The organism is Shewanella sp. (assembly GCF_051658185.1).
Taxonomy (GTDB): Bacteria; Pseudomonadota; Gammaproteobacteria; order Enterobacterales; family Shewanellaceae; genus Shewanella.
Genome location: NZ_JBOFMC010000039.1, coordinates 1 through 4608, shown reverse-complemented (window position 1 = coordinate 4608; position 4608 = coordinate 1). Strand labels below are relative to the sequence as shown.

Sequence of the window (4608 nt, the reverse complement as noted above, 5' to 3'; positions counted from 1 at the left end):
TCATCGTTTTGCGCCTTTACCTCAGCGTTGCGCAGTTGGAATTTTTCGCTGTTACGTTCAAGCAGGTTAGAAAGCTTGGTTGTGACCAGCTTAAGTGAAATATCTTGGCCGCCAGCGGGAGCGACAACGTTAGTAATATCGCGCTTGTTCATCAAAAAGCGGAACGCTACCAGCGTATCGTCGGCCGTGATTTTTTTGGGATCGCCGCTTGGGGAGTGAAAGATAATGCTCACTGCTTGGCCGTCGCTGATTGGAAAGCGTGCGGTTAGCGTGGCAAAGCCGCCAGCCGTGCGAGGACTGCCAATTTCTGCCGCTTCCGCTTCAAGCTCTGAGCCTGCAAGCTGGCGATTTAATTGCCGCTGAAACGCCGCCATCGTGCGCTCTACGCGCTTATTCGTGGTGGTAATCGCTTCAAACATCAATTCACGGCCGTAAAGGTACGTTGCTTCGATTTCTTCAAGCGTTACGCTCTCAAGCATCATCCGGCCGGACTCGCCGCGCAACATGTCGCTATAGTCTTGATCTGATACGCCCTCAGCGTGGCGACACAGGCCATTCATCAATACGTTAAATTTAAACATTAATAATCGCCTCTAATTTTTGAATTTCAGCTAATAGCGCTTCTTCTTCTTCGCGTAGCGCCTTGATCTCACTGGCTACGCTAGCGCGCTGCTTATCTGCAAGCCCCTTGGCGGTATCGCTTAATCCCTTACCTTCCGTTGCAACGGCGAGGTTTTTCTCTGCCTGTGCGAGCGTGGCTTTAGCTTCTTCAATGCGCGACGCAACTGAGCGGGAGGCGGGTTTGACGTTTGAGGCGTCCTTAATTGCAGCCTTGGCCTTGCGCTCCAATACCTTGGCGTAGCGCGGCTCATTGGCGATAACCAGATCTGACACTTCCTTGGTGTAGGCGCTGATCGTGGCAAGGTTATTAATTGGCATCACTTTAGCGTTAAGCTTGGTACTCAACACGTCGCCCTGTTCCCCTACGGCAATAGTGACTGACTGACCATTTTCAAAGACAAATTGCACCGTCTTTTGTAGCTCACCGTTTACCTTGCGAGCGCGGTTGCTCGAAATTGTTTCTGCTACAACAAGCTTGTTTCGGGCGAAACCTTGCACCAACTCTTTTAAGTTTTGCTCCGTCAAATTGCCATAATTAAGCGTGAAATAACGCTTTTTATTACTACTGACTCTTTCGTCATTACTCACAATAACACCCCTTAATTTAACCGCATGTGATTGTTAGCTGTGAGGAACACGCGACGCCCTCCACACCCTTTTTCTTGATTTCTAAAATCCCCGTTGATACGCCATTGATCCAGCCAAAGGCCACAAAGTCCGTTTTACAGGACATAAGGAACATTTCATTTTCGCCCTTTAAGAAACCGCGCCAGCCGATCGCGGCGTCGCCTGCCGTGCGCTTTTTATCAAGGCCGGATGTCATGCTAAAAAAGCGATTAATTCTGAACTCCACATCATCGGCTTTGACGCCTTCCAGTTGCCACGAGCCAATAACAAACGGCTCTCTGTGCTCTAAATAGCCGTATATTGCGCCGTTCCGGTGGATCATCACTTCAACGCTAGCGCTTCGGCCATTGGGATCAGAGCAAACAATCTCTTGGGGCGCGATTGAGCCGTGGGGCTGCAATTGCTTTGAGGCAGGTTCCGGCGCGGCGTAGTTGTTCGACGTAATGTCGATCTCTTTTGAATACTCAGTGACGCAAGGGAATAGGCGGTATAAAAAATTTAACCTTGAGGCCACCGATTCGACTTTAACGTGTAAGCGCCAACGGCCGATTGATAGCGTTGCCGTGGGAAGGAATAAATATTCTGAGTTGGTTTTATCATTCAAAATTTCTAGCGGTTTGGCGCGACCGTGAATTACCGTCGTCGGGTTGTTCATGTCCACCAGCCGATAGGTTACCCGCGACCAAATCGGTACGCAGGACACCACATAATTAATCGAGAAGCGGATCAGGCCACCCGCGACCCCGTGATTTTTAACGGTGTGAATATCTGCTTTGCCGCGCTGTAAAAAAGCTCTATCTATCAATCCCGCTAGCACGCAGGCGAGTAACGCCAAATATGCAAATAGATTCTCATACATCATTTTGAACCGCCTATAATCGAATTAATCTTGTGCTTGATCACCTGTGTAATAAGCCCCATAAACTCTTTGCCATTGTTCGCCGCCGCTAACGCAACTAAACACGTCAACGCTTGCGGATAATCTTGCCATGCCCCTAAAAACATCACTGTTAAGCCTGCCACAATCGACGAGGCCATTTCCCCAGCAAACGCCAATAACGACGGCTCAAATTGTTTAGTCCTGACCCCGTTAACGTATGACGCAAGCCCTGACACCACAGCCAAAACCAACACTATTGACGCCAGTGTTACAGGGAGGCCGTGAAGCAAAACGGTTGCTGCATCCATACGCCTTCCAACGTTATAAGTATTTTGCGCAACGTTAGCAGCTAGGCGGCTATATCGGGATTTTTCGGGGAAGTTAGCTTTTTGCGGTAGCCAAAAAGCACAAAGGCCAGCAATTGCCAGCCTTTGCAGGGGGAGGGGAGGTTACTTGAATTTGATGTTAAAGCGGTTGATCGTTTCCATGGTTCGATACAGCGCATTTTCACGCGCTTCGACTTCATACCGATTGTCTCGATAGCCCCGCCTAAAAAACTCTTTCACATAGCGCCATGTGAACTTAAGCGCGCCGAGCTGGTGGATCTGCTCAACATGCGTAAGCTCATGCGCCAATAAACGCTTATCATGCCAGCGCTCTTTTCGTATGAGCACTGTGCCCCAGTACGTTGTAAAGCCAACGATATAGCCAGAGAAGGTGATAACACCCCACACGCGCATAAACACGCGCCACAGAAGGTTAGGTCGCTTTACTGTTACGTTGATTTTTTTCATTTTTATCTCCACTGGCAACCTTGTTTTTACTGAGCTTATTATTCAAGGGACTTAATTCTTATCGCTAAAGGTTTGTCATTAATGTAAAAAGTTATCACCACATCAGGCTCCCCCGACCACCATGTTGAATCAATATGAAATACTATATTATTCAGGAAGGTGATATTGACCGTTTCACTGCTCGCATTATTCGGCCGCAAAATTGGGATATACTGGGCAGTATTGTTAACTCTATAACTAACCTCAATGTCTCTATCACTATAACTGCATGTAACCCTGACCTTTAGTACCGTGCCATTTGTTACACTTGTCCATGCGCCTTCATCTGCCGAGCTAGGGAATAGATCATATATTATAAAGCGCCCCCCTAGGCATAATTCTATACCCCCCAATGAAGTATAAGAATCCGCCCAATACATCGCGCTATTTGGCACAAAATCAGCAAAACTACTCTTACCCGCCCAATCCGCTGACGAATACATCCCACTTGGCTTTTTCGCCAAATCCCTCACATCGGCATCATTCGAGCTAAATGCCCGAATAGTGCCTCCGCTGGCCTCTTGAATAACCTGTGCTGACGTGAAATTACTACTCGGTATCGTCGCCATTAGTTACCCCTTTGCGCTAAGGTATCTTGCACCAGCGCGGCAAGCTGGCTGACCTGATTTTTAAGCGCGGCCATTTCGGCTTTCATGGCGCTAATTTCTTCATCGTGCTCACGCTTTAATTGCTTAATAGCGCCTGCTAGCAGGGCGTCAACCTCAAAGCCGCCGCCTTTAATGGTTTTTAGGCCGCTTTCGCTTTCGTAGACGAGGCCATCAACGGCTTTTTCCAAGTCCTGAGCAATAAAGCCGGACTCTTTGACGTATTCCGTCGGATATGCCCCGTTTTCATCCGCTTCTGAGCCTTCGATGATTCGCTGCTTTTCATAGTAGCCCGTGCGCAACTGACATACTGCACCAAGCGGATCGGAAAATTCTTCGAGGTTACGCTTAATGCGTATATCCGAGGTGTAACCAAAGGTTACATGGCCGTAAGTGCGAATATCCCCCGTGCTAGGCTGGCAAGTTATTTTCGAGCTAGTGGCCTTGTAAATAGTATTGCCGGACGCCCATAACATATCAAAAAATGACGTAGACGCCGAGGTGTTAACAGTAACCGTACCAGCGTTACCAGTTACAGCAATAGGCCAAGTGCCGGACGTGCCGCCACCTGTCAGCGGGGCATATGAGTGTGAGTGACTGGATGGCGCAGCGCCGATCCAATTTCGAATCGCGGCGGTATCAGAGCAAAAACGAATGTAATTGTCTGTGCTGTTGTTGGTTCGAAATGCAATTGCGCCGCCAATCGTCGCTTGGTTTGCATATTCTGAGCGAAATAAACGAGTAATTATATCCCCCGCGCTATCACGAACCGGAACCGTGTTAACGGTAGAAGCCGTGGTATGCACCGTGTTGGGGACGTTGCCTAAACCAACTTGTGACGACGTATGTGTATGCGAGGCCGCAGCCGCGCCAACGTTAGCCGCGCTAATACTGATATTGGCTGAACCATCAAAGCTAACGCCTGCAATAGTCCGAGCGGTTTGCAGTTTAGTAGCCGTGGCCGCATTACCGGAACAGGCCGCCGAGGTGCCGCCGTTAGCCGCCGCCGTGATTGTAATCGCCGCTGTGCCGTCAAAGTTCA

General features: G+C 49.1%; 6 protein-coding genes and 1 pseudogene. All 7 read right to left on the bottom strand.

Translation table 11 applies throughout. From position 1 onward, the window contains the following. Window positions 1-581, bottom strand: a pseudogene (locus ACRCZA_RS01650) (hypothetical protein); the annotation flags it as partial. Continuing rightward, window positions 574-1209 carry a hypothetical protein gene (locus ACRCZA_RS01645; protein ID WP_438672747.1) on the bottom strand — a complete coding sequence of 212 codons (636 nt, stop codon included), beginning with the start codon at window positions 1207-1209 and terminating at the stop codon, window positions 574-576. The gene ACRCZA_RS01645 and the pseudogene ACRCZA_RS01650, both read right to left, overlap by 8 nt. 16 nt (window positions 1210-1225) lie before the next feature. After that, complete coding sequence (locus ACRCZA_RS01640) at window positions 1226-2110, bottom strand: hypothetical protein (protein WP_438672746.1); 885 nt, start codon at window positions 2108-2110, stop codon at window positions 1226-1228. Continuing rightward, entirely contained in the window at window positions 2107-2436 is a 330-nt protein-coding gene (locus ACRCZA_RS01635; protein WP_438672745.1) for a phage holin family protein, read from the bottom strand. The genes ACRCZA_RS01640 and ACRCZA_RS01635 overlap by 4 nt, the downstream gene beginning before the upstream one ends. 141 nt (window positions 2437-2577) lie before the next feature. Then, entirely contained in the window at window positions 2578-2922 is a 345-nt protein-coding gene (locus ACRCZA_RS01630; RefSeq protein WP_438672744.1) for a hypothetical protein, read from the bottom strand. Between the two features lie 38 nt (window positions 2923-2960). Further along, window positions 2961-3530 carry a hypothetical protein gene (locus tag ACRCZA_RS01625; RefSeq protein ID WP_438672743.1) on the bottom strand — a complete coding sequence of 190 codons (570 nt, stop codon included), beginning with the start codon at window positions 3528-3530 and terminating at the stop codon, window positions 2961-2963. Further along, on the bottom strand, window positions 3530-4608 hold a 1079-nt coding region (locus tag ACRCZA_RS01620), incomplete at its 5' end, for a tail fiber domain-containing protein (RefSeq protein WP_438672742.1). The genes ACRCZA_RS01620 and ACRCZA_RS01625, both read right to left, overlap by 1 nt.

What these genes read in the sequence shown, in the direction of transcription:
- ACRCZA_RS01625 (WP_438672743.1), bottom strand. Translation starts at nt 3,530, where the DNA reads ATGGCGACGATACCGAGTAGTAATTTCACGTCAGCACAGGTTATTCAA.
- ACRCZA_RS01635 (WP_438672745.1), bottom strand. Translation starts at nt 2,436, where the DNA reads ATGGATGCAGCAACCGTTTTGCTTCACGGCCTCCCTGTAACACTGGCG.
- ACRCZA_RS01630 (WP_438672744.1), bottom strand. Translation starts at nt 2,922, where the DNA reads ATGAAAAAAATCAACGTAACAGTAAAGCGACCTAACCTTCTGTGGCGC.
- ACRCZA_RS01640 (WP_438672746.1), bottom strand. Translation starts at nt 2,110, where the DNA reads ATGATGTATGAGAATCTATTTGCATATTTGGCGTTACTCGCCTGCGTG.